Annotated in this window: 22 protein-coding genes, 1 tRNA gene and 1 pseudogene; 8 read left to right on the forward strand and 16 right to left on the reverse strand. The window is 60.3% G+C overall.

The genetic code is table 11. The annotated features are described in order from the left end of the window. Positions 1-24 precede the first annotated feature (24 nt). Positions 25-318: a hypothetical protein gene (locus C4900_RS09975; RefSeq protein ID WP_147267119.1), complete on the reverse strand. Its 294-nt coding sequence runs from the start codon at positions 316-318 to the stop codon at positions 25-27. Positions 319-1,071: 753 nt separating this feature from the next. Here C4900_RS09975 and C4900_RS09980 point away from each other — a divergent pair. From C4900_RS09980 to C4900_RS10005, 6 genes are all read left to right on the forward strand, one after another. Then, on the forward strand, positions 1,072-2,574 hold the full coding sequence (locus C4900_RS09980; RefSeq protein ID WP_114283018.1) for a right-handed parallel beta-helix repeat-containing protein: 1,503 nt from the start codon (positions 1,072-1,074) through the stop codon (positions 2,572-2,574). 481 nt (positions 2,575-3,055) lie between these two features. Beyond that, a complete protein-coding gene (gene ltrA, locus C4900_RS09985; protein WP_065971440.1) occupies positions 3,056-4,444 on the forward strand; it encodes a group II intron reverse transcriptase/maturase in 1,389 nt (462 codons plus the stop codon). 229 nt (positions 4,445-4,673) lie between these two features. Then, positions 4,674-4,760: transfer RNA gene (locus tag C4900_RS09990), tRNA-Leu, on the forward strand. A 469-nt stretch (positions 4,761-5,229) separates the two neighbouring features. Beyond that, positions 5,230-5,601 (forward strand): IS66 family insertion sequence element accessory protein TnpA, encoded by a 372-nt coding sequence (tnpA, locus tag C4900_RS09995; RefSeq protein ID WP_065971441.1) that lies wholly within the window; start codon positions 5,230-5,232, stop codon positions 5,599-5,601. Between the two features lie 5 nt (positions 5,602-5,606). Continuing rightward, positions 5,607-5,963 (forward strand): IS66 family insertion sequence element accessory protein TnpB, encoded by a 357-nt coding sequence (gene tnpB / locus C4900_RS10000; protein WP_114282766.1) that lies wholly within the window; start codon positions 5,607-5,609, stop codon positions 5,961-5,963. A gap of 56 nt (positions 5,964-6,019) precedes the next feature. After that, complete coding sequence (locus C4900_RS10005) at positions 6,020-6,244, forward strand: hypothetical protein (protein WP_147267175.1); 225 nt, start codon at positions 6,020-6,022, stop codon at positions 6,242-6,244. Here C4900_RS10005 and C4900_RS10010 read toward each other — a convergent pair. Together C4900_RS10010 and C4900_RS10015 are read right to left on the reverse strand one after the other, a co-directional pair. Continuing rightward, positions 6,225-7,118 (reverse strand): IS3 family transposase, encoded by an 894-nt coding sequence (locus C4900_RS10010; protein ID WP_114282231.1) that lies wholly within the window; start codon positions 7,116-7,118, stop codon positions 6,225-6,227. The genes C4900_RS10005 and C4900_RS10010 overlap by 20 nt on opposite strands. After that, positions 7,115-7,519 (reverse strand): transposase, encoded by a 405-nt coding sequence (locus C4900_RS10015; RefSeq protein ID WP_211306882.1) that lies wholly within the window; start codon positions 7,517-7,519, stop codon positions 7,115-7,117. Before C4900_RS10015 ends, C4900_RS10010 begins: the two co-directional genes overlap by 4 nt. A 203-nt stretch (positions 7,520-7,722) precedes the next feature. Between C4900_RS10015 and C4900_RS10020 the strand changes: the two are divergent. Together C4900_RS10020 and C4900_RS17300 are read left to right on the forward strand one after the other, a co-directional pair. After that, positions 7,723-7,953: pseudogene (locus C4900_RS10020) on the forward strand (integrase core domain-containing protein); the annotation flags it as partial. 12 nt (positions 7,954-7,965) lie between these two features. Beyond that, positions 7,966-8,187 carry a helix-turn-helix domain-containing protein gene (locus C4900_RS17300; RefSeq protein ID WP_065972270.1) on the forward strand — a complete coding sequence of 74 codons (222 nt, stop codon included), beginning with the start codon at positions 7,966-7,968 and terminating at the stop codon, positions 8,185-8,187. On the opposite strand, the gene C4900_RS10030 is transcribed toward C4900_RS17300, so the two are convergent. The 13 genes from C4900_RS10030 to C4900_RS10090 all read right to left on the reverse strand — a co-directional run bounded on the left by C4900_RS10030 (position 8,170) and on the right by C4900_RS10090 (position 23,521). Next, entirely contained in the window at positions 8,170-8,967 is a 798-nt protein-coding gene (locus C4900_RS10030; RefSeq protein ID WP_065972271.1) for a 4'-phosphopantetheinyl transferase family protein, read from the reverse strand. The genes C4900_RS17300 and C4900_RS10030 overlap by 18 nt on opposite strands. A 425-nt stretch (positions 8,968-9,392) precedes the next feature. Beyond that, on the reverse strand, positions 9,393-9,767 hold the full coding sequence (locus tag C4900_RS16040; RefSeq protein ID WP_065972272.1) for a DUF4260 domain-containing protein: 375 nt from the start codon (positions 9,765-9,767) through the stop codon (positions 9,393-9,395). Positions 9,768-9,787: 20 nt separating this feature from the next. Continuing rightward, positions 9,788-10,600: a thioesterase II family protein gene (locus C4900_RS10040; RefSeq protein ID WP_147267176.1), complete on the reverse strand. Its 813-nt coding sequence runs from the start codon at positions 10,598-10,600 to the stop codon at positions 9,788-9,790. Further along, on the reverse strand, positions 10,593-11,660 hold the full coding sequence (locus C4900_RS10045) for an alpha/beta hydrolase (RefSeq protein WP_147267177.1): 1,068 nt from the start codon (positions 11,658-11,660) through the stop codon (positions 10,593-10,595). The genes C4900_RS10040 and C4900_RS10045 overlap by 8 nt, the downstream gene beginning before the upstream one ends. Positions 11,661-11,674: 14 nt before the next feature. Continuing rightward, positions 11,675-12,964 carry an FAD-dependent monooxygenase gene (locus C4900_RS10050; protein ID WP_114283022.1) on the reverse strand — a complete coding sequence of 430 codons (1,290 nt, stop codon included), beginning with the start codon at positions 12,962-12,964 and terminating at the stop codon, positions 11,675-11,677. Continuing rightward, positions 12,961-13,725: a 2-oxo acid dehydrogenase subunit E2 gene (locus tag C4900_RS10055; protein ID WP_065970588.1), complete on the reverse strand. Its 765-nt coding sequence runs from the start codon at positions 13,723-13,725 to the stop codon at positions 12,961-12,963. The genes C4900_RS10050 and C4900_RS10055 overlap by 4 nt, the downstream gene beginning before the upstream one ends. Next, positions 13,722-13,958 (reverse strand): acyl carrier protein, encoded by a 237-nt coding sequence (locus tag C4900_RS10060; RefSeq protein ID WP_114283023.1) that lies wholly within the window; start codon positions 13,956-13,958, stop codon positions 13,722-13,724. The genes C4900_RS10055 and C4900_RS10060 overlap by 4 nt, the downstream gene beginning before the upstream one ends. Beyond that, positions 13,943-15,853 carry an HAD-IIIC family phosphatase gene (locus C4900_RS10065; RefSeq protein WP_114283024.1) on the reverse strand — a complete coding sequence of 637 codons (1,911 nt, stop codon included), beginning with the start codon at positions 15,851-15,853 and terminating at the stop codon, positions 13,943-13,945. Before C4900_RS10065 ends, C4900_RS10060 begins: the two co-directional genes overlap by 16 nt. Then, positions 15,850-16,863, reverse strand: a complete 1,014-nt coding sequence (locus tag C4900_RS10070) for a 3-oxoacyl-[acyl-carrier-protein] synthase III C-terminal domain-containing protein (RefSeq protein ID WP_065969084.1) — start codon at positions 16,861-16,863, stop codon at positions 15,850-15,852. The genes C4900_RS10065 and C4900_RS10070 overlap by 4 nt, the downstream gene beginning before the upstream one ends. Before the next feature lie 53 nt (positions 16,864-16,916). Next, positions 16,917-19,793 (reverse strand): type I polyketide synthase, encoded by a 2,877-nt coding sequence (locus tag C4900_RS10075; RefSeq protein ID WP_114283025.1) that lies wholly within the window; start codon positions 19,791-19,793, stop codon positions 16,917-16,919. A 39-nt stretch (positions 19,794-19,832) separates the two neighbouring features. Continuing rightward, the gene (locus tag C4900_RS10080) at positions 19,833-20,108 is read right to left on the reverse strand and encodes an acyl carrier protein (RefSeq protein WP_114283026.1); all 276 of its coding nucleotides are present in this window, start codon (positions 20,106-20,108) and stop codon (positions 19,833-19,835) included. A gap of 36 nt (positions 20,109-20,144) precedes the next feature. Then, positions 20,145-21,803, reverse strand: coding sequence for an acyl-CoA dehydrogenase (locus C4900_RS10085; RefSeq protein WP_114283027.1), 1,659 nt, complete (start codon positions 21,801-21,803; stop codon positions 20,145-20,147). After that, complete coding sequence (locus C4900_RS10090) at positions 21,800-23,521, reverse strand: acyl-CoA dehydrogenase family protein (protein ID WP_114283028.1); 1,722 nt, start codon at positions 23,519-23,521, stop codon at positions 21,800-21,802. The genes C4900_RS10085 and C4900_RS10090 overlap by 4 nt, the downstream gene beginning before the upstream one ends. Positions 23,522-23,529 lie beyond the last annotated feature (8 nt).

Consider the following 23,529-nt stretch of genomic DNA (forward strand, 5'->3'; position numbering starts at 1 on the left):
CCTTGAAGCTCATCAGGCGCAGGTCTAAGGGATAGAGGCGCAGGGACGGAAATGCGGCCGTTTCTTCTTGTCGCGTTTATAGGCCTCGCAGGTCTGGGCGATACACCGCACCGCCATCTGCGCCGAGAGATCGAACCGGGCTCGCAACTCCCGATAGTACAACTGCTGCAGAAGGACCTTGTTGGCGGTCTTTCGGACAAAGGCCTCGCCCGCCAGCCAATCCGCCGCGGCGTTGCAGGCGCGTAGTGTGGCCTCCAAGGCCATCACCTGGTCCGGTGCCGGCAGAAGACGGGTTTGCAGGGTCATCTTCATGGGCACAGTACAGACAATATCCATCACAGAAGCAAGGGTCTGGAGGCAAAACCGGCGCTTTCCCTCCCCGGCCTAAACGCTGGGGCCTCTCGCGCGAATCTGGTGAACGCAACGACCTCGGCCGTAGGGCTCGCGCCATGCTTTAACACAGCCGCCCACCGGGACCGTATCCCATAAGGGACCGACGAAGACCCGCAATACCGAAGGCGCCTCTTGGGGGCTGTGATTGCGCCTCCATTCTGTCCGGGCTGCCGACACGCCGGGTCCTATGAGCACGCCCCGCGTGACGCCTCTCTTTTGCCACGCGTCTTGCCATATACCGGGAGGCCCATGGCGAGCGGCATCGTGCCTCGTTTGGGTTCTCGCACCAAGGCCCGGGACTGGTCGCAGCACAGCGCTATCGATTACCAGACATCCGTGTGGCGCCATGACTCGGAAATCCCCAGCCTTCAATCAAGATCGGACCGCCCATCGTTCGGATACCGCCGCGTATAGACTTGCCTCTCGCACCCATGAATGCCGAATCGTCTCCGATGCGCCGACGTGTCATTGCCAAAAAATGACCGTCCGTCGGCCCGCTTTAACCGGACGCTTCCACACATCCCTTAGCCTTGGGACTTCATCAGGAACGGCTATGAGACATATTCCTGTGTGAGCCACCATGCATTCCGTTGCCAGGGATCGGGAAATCACGTTTGTGTGGACCTGCCTTTATAGGGATGAAACTCGCAGGATGATACCTTGACGGAGAAAGTCGCAATGGTTGGTACAAATACGTCTTTCCTGAATACCAGTCGCTCGTTCAAGAAACTTTTGCTGCCCCTGGCCATCGCCGCCTCCCTATCTGCCTGTGTGAGCGGAGGCACTGGTAGTGGCACCGGGACCGCGGCAAGCCCTGGCGCCCAGCCATCCAGTAGCGGCGCACCAACGAACACCAGCGCCAATAATAACGCCAGCACTACCACCCCTATCACCGGCAGCACCATCCCCATGGGGCTTGCCTTGAACACCCCGGGTGCTGGTACCGGCCAGACGTACTATGTCGCCACGACCGGCTCGGACAGCAATAACGGGCTAAGCCCGCAGACACCGTTTCTGACGATCCAGCATGCCATCGAGACGGTGGGGCCGGGCGGCACGATCGAGATCATGGGCGGGACCTATCCAGGCGGCATCACCATCGACCACCCAGGCACGGCCAACGGCTGGATCACCATGGAGCCCTACCAGAACCAGCAGGTCACGATCGACGGCAGCAACACCATGAACGATGTGTTCTTTTACAACGCCACCGGGGCGCCCACCTACTGGGAGGTCAAGGGGCTGAATATCACCAATGCCCAGCAATACACCGTGCAGATCTCGGTCCCGGACGTCAAGCTCGTGGACAATGACATCTCCGGCGCCCATAACGACCTCGTAAAGCTCGTGCAGGCCGCCCACAACGTCGTGATCTGGGGCAACAAGATCCATAACAACAACGCCGCCCCCGGCAGCAACGCCCAGGGGGTCGACATGGTCGGCTCGCAAAACGTGCTGGTGGCCCACAACACCGTCTATAACGTCGCCTCGATCGGCATGTACTGCAAGGGCAACGCCGGCAACATCACCTTCGAGGACAACACCCTCAACAACATCTACAGCCGCGGCATCATGCTCGGCGAGTCCACAGGCGTCCAGTACCTGCTCCCCGGCCAGACCTACGAGTCCTACAACAGCATCGTCAAGAACAATGTCATCACCAACGACCAGAGCGCGTGCCTGGCTGAGTCGTCTTCCTACAATGCCGAGATCTATAACAACTCGTGCTATAACACGGCGATTGCCCGTCACGGCGGCATCATGATCTCGAACGAATCCGCCCTCAATCAGGCCGGCACCAACGTATACATCCGCAACAACATCCTTTATAACTTGACGAATCGCCCCATGGAGGTCATTGCGCCGCACGCCATGACCAACTACGCGACGCTCCATATCGATTACAATATGTACTACAACCCAAACGGAGTCACCTTCGAGTGGGACGACAAGAACATCTACGGCATGCCGTTTGCCACCTGGCAAAAGACCACGGGTCTTGACAAGTATACGATTGTCGCCAATCCGCTCTACGCCAGCACCTCGACCCTTACGCTGAGCGCCAACAGTCCCGCTATCAACGCCGGTATCGTCCTACCGTCCGTGACGCACGACTTTAACGGCGTGGCACGACCGACAAGTGGATCCTACGACTTGGGCGCATACCAGTCCGCACAATAAGCGCCTTCATGGCATCATCCTTTGCCCCGGCCTCGCCGGGGCTTTTTCCTTGGTGCGCCCGGCAGGGCGCACTCACTTGGAGGTGAAAGTCCTCTACTCGCCCGGCAAGGGGAAGAGTTAGCCGAACGGCAAGGGTGTCGCGGGCGACTGCGAATCTGGAGGAAGCCGAAGGCAAAGCGCTGGCCTGACGAACAGGAAGCGGATATGAGGCGTTGCAACGGGGTAAGACGGCCAATATCGTCAAAGCCCGAAACTTGTACGGAACGTTGCAACGTATATCCGACGGGCATAAGCGTGAAGGTGGGTGCGTCATACCCGGGGAGATCTGCAAGGGCGCCGAGCGTGACCTCAGTGCTACTGGCATCGAGAGGTGCCGGGATGCCCCTGCAGAAGTCAGCAGAGGCCATAATAGGCGTCAGGACGAGCCGAAGGGCCGAACATTGAAAGCCGCAAGTAGGCGGCGGGAACACGCGGACAGCCGATGAAGGCAGAAGAGACACGGCAAGTGCCTACCAGTGCAGCGAGCCCGGGGCGGAACCCTGGGATGGCTGCGGCTGGCGCCGAGACTGACGCGACGACCCGCAGGCGGACGAAAGCGGAGTCGAGCGGGTTAATGGACGCCGTAGTAGAACGCGGCAACCTGATGCTTGCGTATCAACGGGTGGTCAAGAACAAAGGCGCTGCCGGCGTCGATGGCATCGGCATTGCGGAGTTCAAAGACCACCTCAAGCAACACTGGCCGACGATCAAGGCCAAGCTACTGACCGGGGACTACATGCCCCAATTGGTACGCCGGGTGGACATACCGAAACCGCAAGGTGGAGTGAGAACGCTCGGCATCCCAACGCTGACGGATCGACTGATCCAGCAAGCGCTGCATCAGGTGCTCTCACCGATCTTCGAAGCGGACTTCTCGGAATCGAGCTACGGCTTTCGGCCGGGAAGGAATGCCCACCAAGCGGTCAAGGCGGCCAAGCAGTTTGTCGCCGAAGGCCGGCGGGTGGTGGTCGATATGGACCTGGAGAAATTTTTTGATCGGGTCAATCACGACCTGCTGATGGAAAAGCTCTCGAAGAAGATCGACGATGGACGGGTACTTCAACTCATCCGCCGGTATTTGGAAGCGGGCATGATGGCGGAGGGGATTGTCTCCCCGAGGACGGAGGGCACGCCGCAAGGCGGACCCCTCTCTCCACTGCTGTCGAATATCCTGCTGACGGGACTGGATCGGGAACTGGAGCGCCGGGGCCACGCCTTCTGCCGCTATGCCGACGACTGTAACATCTACGTCAGAAGCCAGCAGGCAGGGGAGCGGGTCATGGCGAGCATCACCCGGTTTCTGGCGGACACGCTCAAGCTCACGGTGAATGCGGCCAAGAGCGCGGTAGCGCATCCGTGGCAGAGGAAGTTTCTGGGCTACAGCCTCACGTGGCACCAGGCTCCGAAACTAAAGATTGCGCCGACCAGCCTCCAGCGGCTGGAAGACAAAATCCGTGAAGTACTCAAAGGTGCGCGGGGACGCAGCCTGAAGACAGTCATCGAGGAACTCAATCCGATCCTGCGTGGCTGGATGGCGTATTTCAAGCTGGCCGAGACCAAGAAGGCATTGGAAGGTCTGGATGGCTGGATCAGGCGCAAACTGCGCTGCATTTTGTGGCGGCAGTGGAAACGCCCTTATACTCGTGCCAAGAACCTGATGAAGCTGGGACTGACGGAAGAGCGGGCGTTTCGCTCGGCCTTCAATCAACGCGGGCCATGGTGGAACAGTGGTGCGAGCCACATGAACCAGGCCTTCCCGAAGTCCTTCTTTGATCGTTTAGGTCTGGTGTCGCTGCTCGATACGACGCGACGACTCCAGCGTGTTCAATGAACCGCCGGATGCGGAACCGCACGTCCGGTGGTGTGGGAGGGCGACAGGGGTAACCCTGCCCCCTACCCGATAACGTCCCCCTTCCGTAAATATCCGGCGCCGAACCGCAAAAAGGCGCATCCCGCTCCATCGCCGCCCCTTGATTTCGCGACAAAAGACGATTGATTGCCACCAAAACAGACCAGGCCCCGTTGCCATGCGCGCCCGGAAGCTCTAGTCTTGTGGTCTTGCCCGAGTGGCGAAATTGGTAGACGCAAGGGACTTAAAATCCCTCGGTCGTAAGGCTGTGCCGGTTCGAGTCCGGCCTCGGGCACCAAGAAAAACAATGCCTTACCGACTTTTCCTCCTATCGGTTCACTTTTCATCTGGCCTTTTGCGACAATGCCGCAACAATCCGTGAGGCATGTACCGCTCATCCACACGCGGAGGTGTCGCATGGCGACGTTCGGCAACGGAAGGGCCCTAACGGCAAGCGGGTCTGGCAGGCGCTGGTGCGGCGCCGACGATACCCCCGGCAAACCCGCAGCTTCGACACCAGGGGGCGACCGAGGTCTGGGCGGACGGTATAGAAAGCGAGATGAGTCGGGGCACCTTCGTCTCCCCCACCGACGCCGAGGGCACGACCCTGGCCGAGGCCTGGGACCGTTTACCTCCGTGAGATCACGCCGACCAAGAAACCGGACGGTAGCGCGCGAGAAGAACGTAAGCGCTCCAGCAACCGCACCCTGCCCGCGATCCTCTAAGTCGCTTACGATCCGATCCATCACATTGATGGAGACGGATGGATGGCAAAGATCCGCAGTAATGAGGCTTGGCAAGAGCTCTTTGCCGAGTACGAGGCAAGCGCAGAGAGTGCGCGCGACTTCTGTGCCCGGCATGGACTACGGTTGACGTACTTCTATCGGCGCAGCCTGGAGCTTCGCGGGCGTTCGGCAAGCCGCCGGGGGCAAGAGGTCAAGCGTGGCGCACCCCCCGCGGCCTTCGTGCCGGTGACGGTCACACCCCGGGGTCTGCCAGCACCGGTCGGCCCCAAGCCAGGTGGCCCCCACTGCGTGGGGGATACGGTCACGCTCACTATCGGCAAGGCCTCGCTGGCGTTGTCGTCTGCCGTGCCCCCGGCGTGGGTGGCCGCCCTCCTTATGGCCCTTAAGGCCTGATCCCCATGCGCATGTTCATAGACCCCTTGGCCGTGTATCTGCACCGTGATCCCATCGACTTCCGGGTGGGGATCGATGGGCTCGCCGCCCGTGTGGAGCAAGAGATGGCCTTGTCCCCCTTAACGGGCGCGCTCTTTATCTTCACGAACCGCAGGCGCGACCGCGTGAAGATCCTCTATTGGGATCAGACCGGCTTTGCGCTGTGGTTAAAGCGCCTGGAGGCGGCGCGCTTTGCCTGGCCGCGCAAGGTCTCGGAGGCGGTCCTGACACTCTCGGAAGACCAGCTCCAGTGGCTGCTCGCGGGGTATGACATCACCCTCATGAAGCCGCATCCGTCCTTGGTGTATCAGCGGGTTTCCTAGCAAAAATTGTGGCCATGGGGGTGCAATATCGATTCGACTGTCGTATAATCGTGGCTATGACGGACGGCATACGGGACACGGCGCTACCCAACGACATCGAGGCCCTGAAGGTCTTGATCGCCGTGCGCGATGCCACGATCGAGCGCTTGACCCGCCATGCCGAACTTCTGCAGGAACAACTGAACCTCGCGATCGCTCGGCGCTATAGCGCACGCAGCGAGAAGGGTCCAAGCCCGCAGATGGGGCTCTTTGAAGTGGTCCCTACGCAGCGGACCTCATAGACGGGTCTTGATCTGGGTGTTGCATTCTGCGCGCATACTCGTTGGGCGACAAGTATCCGAGTGATGAGTGCAGGCGGACAGGATTGTAGAATCCGTGGATGTATTGCGCGATCGCTCTGTGGGCGTCCTGTTTTGTCGCATACGGCTCGGTCGCTTCTTCGGTCTTCAGTGTTGCGAAGAAGCTCTCCGAGACCGCATTGTCCCAGCAATTTCCCTTGCGACTCATGCTGGCCACCATGCCAAGTGCGCCGAGAGCGTTGCGGAAATCATCGCTGGCGTACTGGCTGCCGCGGTCGGAATGAAACACCGTACCGGATGGCGGTGTCTGGAGATGGCAGGCATTGCGCAGCGCATTGAGCACCAGCTCATCGGGCATGCGATCCGAGAGGCTGTAGCCGAGCACCTGGCGTGTCTGTAAGGCGATAATCACCGCCAGGTACAGCCAGCCCTCACGAGTGGCAACGTACGTGATGTCGCTTGTCCAGGCCGGCACGGCTGTGTCGACGCTAAATCGCCTCTGTAGGACGTTCGGGGCGATGGCGCGCTGATGGGCACTGTCGGTCGTGCGCGGCACGAAGCGCCCTTTACGCACGCCTCGCAAGCCTTCCTCGCGCATCACTCGATGCACACGTTTGGGGTTGATGCGCATGCCCTGTGCGCGCAGGGCATGCGTGAGGCGCCGGCGACCATAGCGGCGCCGGCTTTCCTCGTGGACCTGTATGATCGCTGCACGCAACGGAGCGTCCGCGTCGCTCTGTGGCGCACGTTCTCGGGCCTGCCAGGCGAAGAATCCCGACGTCGATACCTCAAGTACCCGGCACATGAACCCGATCGGGTAGTGAGTCCGCTGCGAGGCGATATAGGCGTACTTCACTTGGACTCCTTCGCAAAGTACGCTGCGGCTTTTTTTATGAAATCGCGCTCCATGCGCAGCTGAGCATTCTCGGCTCGAAGCCGTGCATTCTCAGCTTCCACATCGCTCACAGGACGGCGCTTCCCGTCCTTGGCGAACCCTGCTCCATCACGCGAAATGCGGATCCAATTAGCCAGCGTCTTGACCGAAATACCGAGCTTGCGGGCAGCCTTTGCCGCTCCGAGGCTCTCTGCCAATGACACTGCCTGCGCCTTGTAATCGGCGGTAGTGACTGCCTCACGCAGCCGGTCACTGGCCTCGCCCAAGGTCGCGCCCTGACTGTTGGCGCCCAGCAACCCCTCGACGAAACGGATATATCCTTCCAGTGCCCTGCGAAAGGCGGTAGTCAGCTCGATGTGCACGATAAGCCCTCTATCCTTGTGTTACCTGGGTTATTCTAGCACCCCGCTCCCCCGCAAAACTCGTTTTTCTATTCTGGGCCGCCACCCTGACGATTCGCTCCGCTCGTGTAATGCCGCCCTCCTCGCCCGCTGTTAACGATCATGTCAATCCGCGTCTTTGTGTCAAAAAGGCGCGGGTCTTGATGATCGTCTACAAGCCATAAGGCCGCTGGCGGGACAATGTGTTTGTCGAACGCCTTTGGCGAAGCGTCAAATACGAGGAGATGTACCTGAAGGCCTCGCTGTGCGCGCAGGGCGACGAATCGGTTCCTGAAGCAAGAGTCTCCCTTGCCAAATACTTCGAATTCTACAATAATGAGAGACGCCATCAAGCGCTCGATCGACAGACACCGTGGCAAGCTTATGCTGGGGTGCCTCTCGGACAAGCCGCTTGATCAACCCGGCGGATGATCCACTTAAAGATCCGGAGATTTTGTCCAAGGGTTGGGGTCCACCTCAAAGGTAAGACGTCGTGGGAAATCGCCAAGCTCCTCGGCATCACCGAACGCACCACCATATTCCATCTCAATAACACAACGAAAAAACTGGGTGCAATCAATTGGCAGCATGCGGTGGCCAAGGCGCTCATGCTGAACATCGTCAAGCCGAGACTATACCGAAATAGCTGAGCCGATAAACTGACGCAGCGGGTAGGCCGTGCCGTGCGTCGCCTCTAGCATGGCGATGCTCGCGCAGTAACCGGGCTCTGTGTCTACCGCATGCAGACGGTAGCAGCCCCGCAGCGCGTGGGGCGTATCCGTACCCGCGACTACGCGCGCGCGCAAACTCGCATCGTCATCCAGTGTGCGAAACTTGCTCAGGTCGCAGCGCAGGCCCTGTCCTCGCACTTTCGTGATGGCCTCCTTCCCGGTCCAACAGCGGAAAAATGCCGCCGCCTGCATCGCCTTCGGCCGGTTCAGAATGGCCCGCAGTTCGCTTGCCGAAAAATGCCGCCGCGCGATAGCAAGGTAGTCGATGTCATCACGCAGGAATTCGATGTCGATGCCAACCTCGCCGTTTGCGCTCAGGCCGATCAGCAACCGGTCGTGTGTGTGTGACACGCTGAATTGAATTGCCAAGAACGTCTGCGACCGTGCGAGTCTTGGTTTGCCGTGCCGGCTGTAGTCGAATGTAATGTCGGCGGGGGCGATACCCGTGTAGCCGGCGAGCAGGCGCCGTATGGCGCTGTGGGCAGAGCAGAACCGTTGGCGATGCCGGTCGTCGCGGATCTCGTCGGCTCGACGCCGTTCCTCCGCGCTAAGCAAGGTTGAGTCGGCATCGGCGTCGATTGCTAACAACCAAGTGTGGACCTCGCCGGCTGCCAAGCCAGGCAAATCGATCGCGTAGCGCGTTGATTGGCCAGAGTTCGCACCATTCGACGTCAGCCCGACGATGCGCAGGCACCTCATGACATGCCTGCGACGAACTCAACTCGCACATCGCCGAACGCGTAGACGCAATATGCTAGCATCTCATTGATCCACAAGATCGGGTGTTGTGCGCGAATGGCATGACCGTCGCGGCGCAACCAGTAGCAATAGGCGTCCGACATTTACCGCAGATATCTTGGCAGCGCGAGTTGTGAATGCCGACGTAGGGGCCCCCGGTCAGGCCGAGCAGGCTCGTAGCATTGTCGCACACGTACAGGTTGCGCCGCCCGCCAAAGCGGACCCGACCGGGCGACAGGCAATGTTCCGTAGTAAGTACGGTCGTCCCCTCCATCGGGCGAAAATGCTCGCTATCCGCCGACACGAGATCAATATGGTTGAATGGCCAGCGTGAACACAGTCCTCTGCCCCGCCATTTTTACGGTAAATCGCTCATGCCGCGCGTGTCAGCGCATCCGGTTGAAGTTGACCATACCCAAATGCGTATCACGAAACGATGTAGTCGATTTCAGGCCGAAGCCAAGGCTGCGATCCATGGCAACATGCGCGGTCCAGATCAAGGCAGCGGCGAACGCATGGTTACCGTCCACCCAAGGTGCCAGCAACACCAGCAAAGCCGGGCCGATATAGCTATGGGTGGTGTTGTAGGCGCGTGCGCCTACACGGCTGCCGGCCACGTAGGCGAACAGTGCGATGTCTGGCAGCAGGAAGGCATAAGCGAAGGCTTCCCAGGAATAGCGGAGGTGCTGGTAGATCGCCAGGCAGGCCGCCAGGGCAAACAGGTTTTCCAAGCGGATGACGGGTATGTATTTGTCGTACATGCGGTCTCCTTGTAGGTGAATCATGTCGTCGCGCGGTGCGTCGCCTGTGCCGGGCGCAGGTCGGTTTGCTGCGTACTCAGGCTTGTTGAGCCCGCATACCTGGCGAGCTTGTCGGCAAGTTCGTGCAGAAATGGGGCCTCTGCCGTACGGATAAAAAAGTGGCCACCGTCGAATAGCGTCATGTCGAGCCGATACGTTGTGTGGCGCTGCCATGCCGCAATGCACGACGGATCGATCAGGCGGTCGCTACGGCCGACGAATGCATGGACTGGCAAGTCCAGCACTGGATAGGGTGCCTCGTGTGAATGTGTTTCACACAGTTTCAGGTCGTCGCGTACCCGCAGCAACATCCAGCGCACCCACTCCGCGTGCGCAAGCATCTGTGCGTCGACGCCGTCGAATTCCTGCATGAATTCGAGGAGGTTGTCGTCGCTCATCCGGTCACAGCTCGGAAACGGATATACAAGATGCGGCGCGTGCTGCGCCCCAACGCACAGGCAGGCGGGCGGAACCCCCGCTGCCGATCCCGCCACGGCGATGCTGTGAGCAAGCCACGCGCCCATGCTGTGACCATACAGGCAGTAATTTCTCCCGTCGACGGCCGTGATAACTGTATCGGCCAAATTTCCCGCAAGTGACGCGAAATCGCGGGCGCGCAATTCGTGGCGCCGCCCTTCCCTACCGGGTAGCACCACTGGACAGACGTTAAGCCAGGCTGGCAGCTTGCGACGCCAGCCAGCGAACGCGGCGCTGCTGCCGCCGGCAAATGGCAGGCAGACAAGGTTCAAGCGCCCGTCTCCAACCGGAGCGTTGGCGAACCAATGATCATGCATGGCGATATTCTCGGGCACCTTGCATCGCCGCCCGGACGCGCCATGCCAGTTTCACCAGTCCCGCCTTGATGCGCTGCCGTGGATCGGTGGCTAGAATGGTCGACACGATCCACAAGGACATGAGTCCCAGGTGGTTTGGCGATCCGTGCACGTCTGGCAGGCGATAAGACCGCAGGTCGCTTGCTAGCCACCCAAGGGCGGCGACCTCGCCTTCAGGGATTATCTCGTCCCACTTGCTTTGCAGGTAGTACACCGGGACAGTGATCGGCGGCAGATCATCGGGCAATGCCCAGTTGCGCATCTCTTCAAACAGCGTTTCCGGCGTGTATCTGGTCAGGTGCGCCAGCGTGCGCTTGGTAACTTCTGGCACTTGCGCAAACCACGCTTCATCGCGGAAAAATCGGACGACCGGGGCTCCGACAGTCGTCACGCCGATAATCCGTTGGTCCACGCTCGCATGCAGCAGCGCCAGATGGCCGCTGAAGCTGAGCGCCAGCAAATGGCAATGCGCGGTATTGGCGCGCTGCACCAGGGTGTCGAGGATCGCGCCATACATCGCATGCGCCGAGGGGTGGTAGCACAGCGTATTCTCGCCCACGCCCGGCATTTCGGCCACGACGACACACAGTCTGAGTCGCTCAGCGAGTTGCAGGAACCGATGCCACTGCTCCTTAATCGACACAATGCCCCCGGTGACGATCAACATGGGCCAGTCATGGTCCAGTCCGGCCGCATAAGCCTTGAAGGCGCCGCCGGCGATGGTCAGCGTTTCGACGCGCTGCCGTGTTTGGTGAACCCATGCGGCGAACGAGGCCACGCAGGCGTGATGCGCGCGCCGCTGGCCTTCGCGCTGCACGAACGGGAAACGCGCCAAGTTAAACATCTTGACGGCATCCAGCCATCGCTGTTCGCGCCACGCAGCCTCACCCACTTCGCTCCATGCTTGGGTCCAGCTACCCGCACCATCGTGCTCCGCGCTCTCGATCGCCGCGAGCACCGCCGCCGTCAGCCTGCGGTCTATCGCCTGCGCGCGACTGTGCAGATGCACTAAATCCTTCAATTCATCCAGATATCTCAACTCCTATTTACTCCACATTGTTTTTCTACGGTGCTGGTTTGTGTAAAGCCACATTCGAGCGCCATTCCAGAATTGTTTGTGCATTCGTCGAAATGCAGCATCGCGCGCTGGCGCTTATAGGCGATACGGTCACTGATCCTTTTCTGGACGAAGCGCAGACGGTGAAGCGCCGCATAGTTGGTGCGCCGCACGAACTGCGCCCACGATGATTCGGCGCACAGCAGCCGTTCCTGCCGCATCTGCACTTTCATCACGAACTCGATGTCTGGCTGCCTTTTCGCCTGGAACTCAGCGAAAAGCACAGAACCGAGGCGGTCCTGGCACAGCGCGTTCGCCAGCATCGGCGCCAACTCCATCGAGTCCTGGATTGCCAGATTCACACCTTGGCCCAGCAGTGGCGTAACCGTGTGTGCTGCATCGCCGATTAGCAACAGCCCATCGCGGCTCCAGGACGGCATGTTGATGGTGAAGATATCGAGCAAATGGATATCTCTCCAGTTTGCCACATGGCGGCGCACATGGCTGCCGAACTCTGGATCGATCCCATCGACCAGGGTGTAGAAAGCGTCGATACCCTGTCGCTTCTGGCCGGCGAAGCTATTCTTTGCAATATTGACACCTGCGCGGAACAGGTCGGGATACGTCGGTAGCAGGATCAGGTGCCGAGCACCTTTGAGCATAATATGCGCTGTATGATTCGACCATCCTTCGGGCACCGGCACCTTGAACCACAGTACGTCGCGGTTCATTGGCAGCTTGGTGTATGGTAGCTTGCTCATCTCGCGCACGCGGCTGTAGCGCCCATCGGCGCCGATCACTACGCGCGACTCAATTTCGCCGCTTTTTCCATGGCCGCGATAACTAACCCCAGAGACCCGACCATCGCGTTCCAACAAGCCGGTGCAGGCCGCACCGCGCAGCACACGGGCATTGGCATGGTCGGCGATGCGTGCCTGCAACGCCTCCAAGAGCACGGGCTGCGGGATATCCATCACAAACTTGTGCCGATAGGGGGCATCGGAATAGTCGATTGCCAGCAACAGGCGTCGGCGTTCGGATATCTCCATGCGGTAGGTCTCGACGCAGCCGTGCGCCAGCAAGGTTTCGGCGATACCCAACTCGTGGAAGATGCCTACCGTGTCCGGCTGCATTGATTCGCCGCGGAACGAGCGCTCGTAACTTTGCGCGCTCTCGAGCAGGGTCACATCCACATCGAGCCTCGCCAATTGCAGGGCCAACACAGCGCCGGCCGGGCCACCGCCCACGATACATATATCGGTCTTCATGCTGCTTGCTCCTCGTATCGATAATTTTCGAGCTCACGCTTGATGTCGACTAGTATCTCGGCAGAAATGGCGCCATCCAGCACCCGATGATCAAATGCTAACGTCAGATTGAGTATGGGCTTGAGTTGCACCGCGCCATCTACTACCACGGCACGGTCGACAATTGCGCCAACACCCAGTGTCAAGGTCGCGCCCACCTGCGGGACGAAGCGAGATATCGGCTGATGCCCCAACGAAGTAACGGCGAACGAGCCCTGCAGGCGCCCTTTTGAGGCGGGAGCACGCATCGCGCGGGCAAACATCCAACGACCCAGCCAGACAGGAAGCCGCTGCAGGCGCAAGAGCGACGCGAACTCGGGGCAATCAGTGACTTCACGTTGCTTGAAGTAGTCCAGTCGCTGCTGGATCTGGTCCAGCGTGGCGCGATCGGCGTTTCTGACTACCGCAGACACAACGATACGTTGGCCGTTCAGCGGCTTGTCGAGGGTGAACTTGGCGTCGACACCAGGGAGTCGGGACAGGCGCGGGAATAAGCGTCCGGTGATCATGGCATTGGCTTCAGGAAATCGGGCAACGACGCGCCCCACGGCCTGAATCACGTAGGCGATATAGCTTCGCTTGACGCTACAGACTTTGCGATGGGCGATGACCTGGCTCATATCGATCTCGGTGTCAAGATATACAGGCCGATAGGCAGTCGCTTGCTCAAGAAAAAACAGCGTGTGGCGGCGCTCGCGCGGAAAGGTGTAAGCGTCGCTCATGCCGGTACTATCGAGCCGATCAGAGCATAGATCTGGCGCAGGCTGGTTGCTTCGATGAAACGCGCGATTGGCACCCGTATGCCGAATGAGCGCTCTAACTGCGTCATCATCCGCACGGCGTTCAGCGAGTCCCAGTCATCGATGTTAACCAACGGTCGATCCAGATCGGCTGTGCTCAGATCGGTGCCCATGTGCTCGTTCACCCTGTCGAGAAAAATCAGTTCGTCAAGCATGTGTACTGCTCCTGGTAGGTTGCGACGATGCGCAAATGGTCAGGCAGGAGGCCAATCCGATCGAGCGCATGGCGGTACGACGTTGTGTCGCCTTCTTGGACCACCTCGAATCCGTGCCTGTCGTAAAAGGTGGCGAAATTGCCATTCTTGGCAGTGAGTACAAACCACGCGCTTGCCTCGCTACAACCAAGCCGCTTCGCCCAGCCGAGCAGGTGCAGCAAGGCCGCCGTTTCGATCGCACGCGAAAACACGCGGCAACTCAGCAAAAAGTTGTCGATGTGTAGCACGTCGTCGTGGACGCGATAAAAGACACACCCAATCAGGCCTTGGTCACCGAAGCGGTCCTCGCAGTGCATGGCCACTATGCCGTGCCCCGGCTGGTCGAGATAGCGCCGCACCTCGGGTTCCGTCATGCGTTGCGTTGTCAAGTTGAACTGGTTGGTGCGCAAGGTCAGTTGCGACACGCGCGGTAGGTCCCCTTCGCCCGGCGGGAACAGTCGCAGCGTCAATGCCAGCCCACGCAGGAAGTCGTCGGCCGAGCCACTATTCTTGAGTAGGTCCTGCCGCTTTGCCTCGGTCTTGTAGCGCGTACGACGCAGGTAGTCCTCATGGTTTAATTCAAGCTGTTCAAACGCATGGGCGCGCAACAATACGCCGACGTGCTCGGCCGGCTCCTCGCCAAGCGCAAGGATCTCCACATCGGGGTGGGCCGCACCAACCTCGGCGCGCTCGAAGGCGCTGTCGTCGACGAAGACGAGACTGTCGCTGTCGATGTTGAGCGAGCCGGCGATCTCGGCCAGCGCCGCGCTCTTGGGCTCCCACCCCACGTAGATCGCCGCGAAGTCGTCTTCCTTCAGCACCATGTCGGTGCGTTCAGCCAATAGTCGCCTGACGTTGGCGTCATCGTTTTTGCTGGAGACTACGAGCAAAACGCCCTGCGTAGCCAAGCGGCGAATCACTCGCTGAAATGCGACGAAGGCCTCGCCGGCCGCGGAGTTTGACAGTTCGATCCCATCGATTCCATCGTCGCCTAGGACGCCACCCCATAGCGTGTTATCCAGGTCCAGAACCAGGCACTTGCGCGCCTTGCCGGCCCGCGCCATTGCAAGGTCGGCCACTTCCGTCGCAATGGCGGCCAGCAACTCGTCGCCCAGGTGCAGCTTCGCGTAGAAGCTCAGTCTAGCGTTGCGCAGGGCGACGCCGTCGGCCAGCAGCACATGCGTATCGAGAATGAAGACATGTGCTAAGCGCTCGGCCAGTGCGCATAGTCCGGCATTGAATTCCGCCCAGGCCCGGCTGATGCGCGCCCGTCCGCGATAATCGAGCCGCTGGCGGAGGGTGTCGCCGCTCAAAGCAATCGTATTGAACACCAAGAGTCCACTACCGTGCTGGCCGTAGCGCTCCGCCAAGTCGGTCAACTGCGCCAGCTTGACCACCAGCGCCTGAGAAAACTGCCCCGGGTGCCATTCATCGGGCATTTCATCGAGCACGCAATGCTCATCCAGAAGACATAGCGTCAAGTCCGGCTGGAAGCGATACAAGGCGCTGCCTTGGTCCAGCAGGTCGTAACTGTATTGATTGTAATCGCACATATGGATCGCAGGCAGCAGCCCGCGACCGAGAAGGCGCGTGCGCAGCAAATCGTCGATTGCCTGGCAAGAGAAATTACCAGTGACGGCAATCTTGATCTCGCTGCCACCTTCAGCTAAATAGTGCTCGCGATTGATCGTTCGACACAGCTTGCCAAGCTTGACTTGCATCACAGCATCGGCAGCGCCACGCAACAGTTCCCTCAATCGCGGCATTTGTGCATTGGGCCACCCAGCGGCTCGGATCGCCGCGACGGCGGCGCGCGGATCAGTCTGCCCGATCGATTTATTGGCGCGGGGGATCATACGGACTCGCTATGCAGGATAAAGCCCGCGCGCAACCAACGAGAGGATTCGATGGCAATGGCGACGGCACGCTGCCCAGGTTCGATCACATCGGCCAGGCGGGCAAGCTGGAAGAACGCCAAGGCATTGCCGTTGTTGCCGGTGTCGGCAACGCAGTTGATCGCGCGCGATTCGGGCAACCCGAGACGATCGACGAGCTGCTGGGTCATCCGTCCCGACAACTGCGGTGGTAGGAACCATTGCACGTCTCTGATGCTAGCGCGCAAACAGCCGAGCAGGTGCCGCAACACCTCTTCGGCCAGCACCGGCACCTTCGCCTCAATGGCCTTGTAGTCTTCCCGCAACATTTCCCCCTGTTCGGCGCGGCTGCCGCGCCATTCGACCACCTGCCCTGGCGCCCAGCCCCGGTCGGTGAAGGTATAGTGTACGTGGGAGAGCGCTAGTTGCCTGGCACCGCGCACCGACGACAGCACGACGGCGCCCGCCCCGTCGCCGAACAGCGCGTAATTGATAAGCTCGCTCGACTTAGCCTTACCATAATCAGCCGCTGGGTCGATAAACTTGTTGCAAGCGTCTGCGCCAATTACTAGGCCGCACCTGTTGCGACCGCTCTGCAACAGCACGTTGGCCAAATCGAGTGCCTGAATGGCGCCTGAACACCCCGATTGGAGCTGATAGGTCTGGACGTCGCGTAACTGAAGCTGCGTGGCCACCTCGTTTACCGTCGCTGGCATCAGCCGGTCAGGCGTAGCGGTAGCCAGGATGACAAAGTCGATATCGCCGCGCGCGATGCCGGCATCGGCAAGGGCGCGAAGCGCGGCATCGGTTGCCATGTCACAGAGACTATGCGTCTGCTCGCCGGTACGAAGGTTGGTACCAAAGTGTCGGGTACGATTGCCTAGGAACAGGTTGATCCACTCTTCGTTCAGTGAAAAGCACTTCGCCAACTCCTGGTTGTCTACTGCGAGCCCCGGTAGGCTGATGGCTAGCCCGTTTATATAGTTCGTCATATTAATTCCTGTATTCCATATAACGCATGGTAGCCAAGCGTCAACGTAAGTGCTCAGATGATTGCCAAGGCATCCATATGTTCGCACAGATCGCCCACTGTTGATATTCCGATCGCATCCTCAAAGCGAAGTGCGCGCTCCGGTGGCAGGTGGCTATTCAGATTTTCTATCAGCTCGACCAGGGTGATGGAATCGAGACCGAGGTCCTCCGATAGCCGTGCTTCAGCCGCGATCGCCTCGACGCTACAAGCCAGGACGGCAGATAGGTAGCGGTAGGTCAGACGCGTCCCGTTGACCGGTTCTTGCGCGGCCATGTCAGGCCTGGGCACCGACACCGTTGCGATATGCTGACGCATGGTATCGCGCACCCCTTCATGCACGATACGTTCGCGAGCGAAGGCGTAGGGCGGCAAGCGCTCCTCACCGACCGGGCCATACAAACCATCGAGTTGCAAGCGCCGCCCGGCCCGGAACAGTGCCGCCAGGGATTCCAGATGTGACGAAGTATCTTCCGGCCCGGTCTGGACGCTCGGCAGCCAGAGCGTTTTCTGGGGCAAACCGCTTCTCAGCGCTAGTGCGGTCAGCACGGCGCTTGGTCCGACCTCAATACCCACGGCTTGTCGCACGTCCATTCCCAGTTGCTGGAGGGCCGCAAGGAACTTGATGGGCTCGACAGTCTGGCGTGTCCAGTACTCTGCATTTAGTACACCGTCGAACATCGTGCCGGTCAGCGTCGATGCGTAGCGCAGTCTTGGCCGCCGGAAGGCAATGCCTCGGCAATGCTGTTGAAAGTCCGCCAACACCGGGGCCATCAACGGCGAATGGAAAGCGTGGGTGACGTCTAGCCGGCGATGCCGCAAGGCAAAGCCTTCGGCCTGGGCGCACGCAGCGGCGATGGCGTCTGCGCTACCAGAAAGCACGAGATTTTGATGACCATTGACCGCTGCGACCGCTAGTGTCTGATGACGCGATTCAAGCAACGGCACGAACGGCTGAACGTCGCTATTTACCGCCAGCATCTGGCCGCCAACAGGTATCCCATCTATCAATTGCGCGCGTTTGGCGACCAAGGAAACAGCCTCGGCAAGCGTGAAGACGCTGGCCAGACACGCCGCTGCAAATTCGCCAGTGCCGTGGCCGATTACCGCCTGAGGCTTGACGCCGTGGCTGAACCAGAGTTGGGCCATGGCGTATTCGAAGGTGAACAGCGCCGCCTGCGCGAACCGCGCATGGCCAAGCAGGCCGGCCAAATTGGCATCGAACATCACCGGCAGCAGCGCCTGACCAAGAAGCGGTTGGAACAGCGCGTCGCAGGCGTCGGCTGCCTGCCGAAACGCGGCGTGGCGCGCGTACAGGGCACGCCCCATCCCGGGATATTGCGACCCGTCCCCAGTGAACAAGAACACGACCGGCGCGTTCGGCTCTACCGAGACATCGTGCGGCGCCGACTCGCTCGCCAGCGCCTCCAAGCCAGCGCACAGCGCATCGCAATCGCCTGCGACGAGCGCCTCGCGGTGGGGCTGAAAGCGCCGTAGCGCATGACTACGTGCCGCCAACGCCGGTAGGTTGACCCTACCGGCCGCGCGCAACTGCGCCGCGAGATTGGCGGCCTCCGCAGCCAGTGCGGCGGGCGTGTGGCCAGACAACAGGAAGAGTTCGGCATTGCTCGCCGGGTACCGTTCGCATGTAGCCGTCGGCATAGTGCGCTCCAGTACCACATGGGCATTGGTGCCGCCAAGACCAAATGCGCTCAGGGACATAAAGATGGGCTCACCTACCGGCAGGTCATAGGCGCGCGCAACGAGCTGCACGGGGCTTTCGTCGGTCAACACTGGATGGGGCGCATCGGCGTGGAGGCTGGCCGGAACATGGCCGTGTCGCAGCATCAAGGCCACCTTGATGAGGCCTGCCATCCCGGCGGCCGCCTCTGTGTGGCCGATCAGTCCCTTGATCGAGCCTATATGACACGGATTGCCGCGTGCTTCGGCGCCATGCACGCTTTGCAAAGCCCGCAGTTCGATGTGGTCGCCTAACTGGGTGCCGGTCCCATGGCACTCGATATAGCCAATCTGCGCGGGCGCTAGCCCGGCCAACGCGTACGACTGTGCTAACACTGACTCTTGTGCGAAGCGGCTCGGGGCAGTCAACCCATTGGCGCGGCCACCATGATTCACCGCGCACGCGCGGACGACAGCGTAAGGTTGGCTAGCCACGTCCGCCCGGCACATCAGTACCACGCCAACACCCTCCGCACGCACGATGCCATCGCCATCGCGGCTAAATGGTTTGCAGCGTCCATCGGCTGCAGCGAGCCCCGCCCGTTGGTAGAACACCTGGAGGGTTGGCGTGACGATGGCGTTGACGCCGGCAACGAGTGCGTAGTCGCACTCGCCAGCCCGCAGGCTGTGAATGGCGTAGTGCAGCGCAACCAGAGAGGACGAGCAGGCGCTATCCAGCGTCAAGCTCGGACCCTTAAAGTCGAACTGGTAGGACAGTCGATTCGCCAGCAGCGCCAAGCCATTGCCGGTCACCGTCTGGCTATTGAGATTGTCGGTGTCGGGCAGGTAGATGTGTGCCCAGTCGTTGGACATGGCCCCGACGAACACGCCCGTTCGGCTACCACGCAACGTGTGCGGCGCGATGCCGGCATCTTCGATGGCATGCCACGCGTTCTGCAACAGCAGCCGTTGCTGGGGGTCCATCAATTGCGCTTCCCGCGCCGAAATCCCGAAGAAGTTCGCATCGAATTCTTCCACACTGTCGATGTAACCGCCCGCGCGACCAAAGCGCCCGCCGTGGGCGCCATCCCGCACCGCGACCCGGTTGTCTCGGATCAGATTCCAAAACGCCTGAGGGTTGTCGGCACCAGGAAACTGACAGCTGATGCCGACGATGGCGATTCGCTCCATGCGTTGTTCCTTTTTGTGCATATTGATTATTGCCTTGACTGGCCTGGACGACTCCAACGCCTAAGCCGCCGATTCCGACGCACGCGTCGCCACTTCACCCGTCAGGAAGTCCGCCATCTTCTCGATGCTTGGATAATCCCAGGCGATCGTCGTATCGACCGGCACCTTCAGCCAATCCTCCAGATCGGCACACAGGCTGATGGCGTTGACCGAGTCCACGCCATAGGAGGCGAGCGGCGCATCCACGTCGATGATGTGCTTGGCTATGCCGATTTGAGGCGACACCTTATCGAGTATGAAATCAATGATCGCGGTTTTACTGTAGTTGACAGACATGGCTTGTGTTCTCTACGTGATGGGTGACAAAAAAGTTTAGGCGCTTGCTTTGGCGCGCCCGATCAAATCGTCGACCAGCTCGCGCTCGATCGACGGATCGATCTGAAAAGGGGTCTGCGCAATCTGATGCAACACAAAATCGAGCAAGCAGGCCATGACCTTCGGATGGGTGGCTACGCCAGTCGCCCAGCCACCCATCCATGCCCCCAAGGCCGCCATTGCGCACTGCACCCAGGCATAGCGGCGGGTCGCTTCAAATGCTGCCTCATCGTGAGGCTCGAACCTGCTTTTGCGAAGTCCAGCCACCTGCTGCTCCAAGGCCGTGACCAGACGTTGCAATTGGGCGTAGTCGGTTTCGTCGAGCACACCGTCTCCGCGCATGCCTTCCAACCGGCGCGGCCAATGCCGAAGACTTCCGAGCAGCGTGTCCTTGCCGGCACAGGAAAGACGAAGCCGACCGATATCGAATCGTGGCAGCGGCGAATCGTCGAACAGAGCCATTGTCCATTCTGACTGTTCTATCGTCCCTCCATAAAAGCGTCGCAAGATTTGTGGCAATTGCGGAATAATGGCGGCTTGACAGCTCAGGCTACTGGCGTGGCCTAGGCTGACTGCGGGATAGTCACGCACCACCTTTTCAAACAGCGCCGCCTCCCCTTCGCGCAGGTAGTAGCGGGACCCTAGCACAAGCGCCAGACGTTTGAGCACCGCGCGCATGCGCAATGGGACGATGAACTTGCACACAGACCCGAGTATGCTCATCTCCTCGGGCACTACATGGAGCCCCCGTGCGGAGGCCCTGCAAAGCCGCTTGGCTAGCATCAGTTCGATCCAGGATTCGGCCAATTGCGCGCGGACGTGCGGAATGTCGAGCGCGGTCGCGCCGTAGAGGCGCCGCGTCCCAACATAGCGCACGGTCGTATCGAGCGCCCGCGCGATCGCGCCCAGGCTCGCGCCGGGCAACAGGCCACGGGTTATTTGAAATGCGTGGAAAGCGTGGTCCGTTCCGCTTCCCACCTTGCCCATCAAATACGCATCCGCGACAAAGCAGTCGCGAAAGCGAATCCCCGCAATCTGGCAACCGCGCACGCCATCCGTCTGGACTCGAGGAAGGATATCGAAACAATTCGGGTCTAGATCTGCCTTGTCGATAAGAAACAGGGAGTGGGAGCGTCCGCCTGGCGCTTTGTCGGTGCGCGCTTGGAGCACCAGAGCAGCGGCACGGCCGATATTGTTGATAACTGATTTACTTCCGTTTAGAAGATAGCCGCCCTCCGTCCGCGTGGCGTACAGGGCGTTGCCCAGCATATCGTTACCGTGCGCTAATTCGTGGTAGGCTATCGACACGCGCCGCCCCGCGCGCAGCCAATCACTCAGGCGCCGGCGCTGCACCGCGGACCCCGCCTGCCACACATTGGTCGCCGCCATGAAAGTGGTAATCATGTAGCCGAGACCGAATCCGAGATCCTTACCGCAGACGGTCCGCAGCAAACCCATCAGCTTAGGCATGCTGGCGGGGATGCCGTCACCTTCGTCGCCCACCAGCATGGAAGAAACGCCCATGGCGTCCAGCTTTGCCTCGGCCGCCTCGTTCAGCGTGGCTGTCTCGTCGTGCGCCAACAAGGCAGCACTGGTAAAGCACGGCTCGTTGTAAAGTAGTGCTTCGATACGCGCGATCGTGGTATCGAGAGTCAAGGGTGCACCTCTTCGGCCAATTCGCGAGCCAGCGAAAACGGAAAAATCGATATCAGCACGTTCTCGCGAACGGCCACGTCGAGGTTTTGAAGCAGAGTTTCGTAGCTCGCGCGCGCCGGGTCAAGCAGATGCGTAAGGCATTCGGCAAGCCATGCACCATCGCGCAGCGTTGCGTGAACGCGCCCGCGGTTGTAAAGGAATGCCTGGATGCAGCACGACGCGGCGAAGACCTTGCAATAAGACTCAGCCATATCGAAGTATGGTTTACCGACCTTCCGTGCGGGGACCACATTGTCTCTGAAAAATAGATCGACTTCGATCAGTCTCTCGATCAAGAACCCGGTCAAGGATTGCAATTGTTTCGCCACATCCTCCGCCACGCCGGTCATTTCACTCAGCTTCCCTTTGGCGTCCAGCACGGAGGACACGATCGTATCCTGCCCTCGGCTCGACAGCGCCAATTGGCCCCGAACAAGCGGTGGACATGGAGCGCCAAGGTCGAATAAAGCTCGCAGCGAGGCATCCCGCGGCTCCGCTTGCCCGCGCCGGCGACCGATCTGCCCCAACTGCAACATCAATGCCTGCAGGTTAACAACGGTGTTGCCGTCGAACATGCTAACCAACCGGCAGTCCCGCAGCAGCTTGGCGAAACTGACGTACTCCCCCTCAGCGTCGACATAGGCGCGCGCGCCCAGAACGTCCACCAAACTCTCGACCGCAAACTCGATGCGTGGCGGAACAAATGCCTTGACTGCCGCCGAAATGACGCTCATCTGCCCCGGCAACACGTTGATTGCCCGGCTGGCGAACAGACCCACGACGTCTGCGACAAGCACGTCAGCGCAGGCTTGGCCGAGAGTCCGGCGGATTATCGGCAGTGATCCCAGAGTTTTGCCATAGAGTTGGCGCTGCGCCGCAAAGCGCGCGGCGAGCCTCAGGGCATGGTCGCCCGCCCCACAGCACAAAGCCGCGCACAGCGTGCGAGTAATCTGAAAGCCTTTTAGCACGACCTCCAGGCCGCGCCCAACACCGCCGATAATCGCGTCTGCCGCAACTGGGGCATTGTTAAAACGAATACCGCTGATGTCGGCACCCTTAATTCCGTGCGTCAGGCTCTTCGGCAGCACGCTGAAACTCGACATGGGGAGAGCCGTCTTATCTACGAGGAACAGGCTGAAGTCGCGTCCGCCGTGTGCCGTGGCGGTGCGCGCGAACACGGTCACCAAAGTGCAGCGCGTGGCATTGTTGATCAGATATTTTTCGCCGTTGAGCAGGTAATGGTCCGCCATTAGGGTCGCGTAGGTCGAGCTGGCCGATACGTCGCTGCCATGCTCGCGTTCGGTCAACGCAAGCGACACGACCTCGTTTTGCAAAACTATTGTGGCAACGGCGCGGCATTGGGCATCCGCCCCGGCGACCCACGCGCTGACAGCGCCCAGCATCGTCTTGCCATGTCCAATCGCCACTGTCAGATCTCGGCGCGCCACCAGCCGCATAATATGGAACGGCTCGTCAAAGCCCACAAGCTCGCCCCCAAACGAAGCCGGCACGTAATAGCGCGGTAGCCCCCAATCGTCGAGACTAGCGGCGATATCAGCCGGAAAGGCTGAGCGGTTGTCGAGCTCCGCGCATGTGGGATAGCTGAAGCTATTTGATGCGCGCATCGGATCACCAAATCGCGATTCGAAACTGTTGGTCAATGCCTGCAAAGTATCCATCTCGTTTC

This window comes from Acidiferrobacter thiooxydans, assembly GCF_003333315.1.
GTDB lineage: Bacteria > Pseudomonadota > Gammaproteobacteria > Acidiferrobacterales > Acidiferrobacteraceae > Acidiferrobacter > Acidiferrobacter thiooxydans.